The following is a 454-nucleotide window of genomic DNA, read 5'->3' as shown; positions in this document are numbered from 1 at the left end:
TGGATGAACACTTAGGGTACAGTTCATATGAACGCTCGGACAACTCCAATTACCGTAATGGTAGGAAAACCAAGAAGATACGTGGAAATTTGGGCGAAACAGAGATCGAAGTACCACAGGATCGAGACGGAACATTTGAGCCAAAGGTGGTAAAAAAGCGTCAAAAGGACATCTCCGGCATTGAACAGAAGATCATTTCGCTGTACGCAAAGGGCATGACAACACGCCAGATAAGCGATACCATCGAAGATATTTACGGATTTGAGGTCAGCGACGGAATGGTATCAGACATCACAGACAGACTTCTTCCGCAGATAGAAGATTGGCAGAATCGTCCGCTTGATGAAGTGTATCCGATTGTTTTCATCGATGCAGTACACTTTTCAGTGCGTGATAACGGACAGATAAAAAAGCTTGCAGCATATGTAATCCTTGCAGTAAGCTTGACAGGTCA

General features: G+C 44.3%; 1 protein-coding gene. It reads left to right on the top strand.

Annotated features, from left to right (window positions below; translation table 11 throughout):
* Positions 1–454, top strand: a 454-nt coding sequence (locus LI114_RS13745; protein ID WP_227221136.1) for a transposase, incomplete at both ends; no start/stop codon positions are given.

Origin of the sequence: Ruminococcus sp. 210702-SL.1.03 (genome assembly GCF_020559915.1) — a bacterium.
Lineage (GTDB): Bacteria > Bacillota > Clostridia > Oscillospirales > Ruminococcaceae > YE71.
Note: the sequence above shows the minus strand (reverse complement) of the source record. Positions and strands in the feature narration are given on the sequence as shown.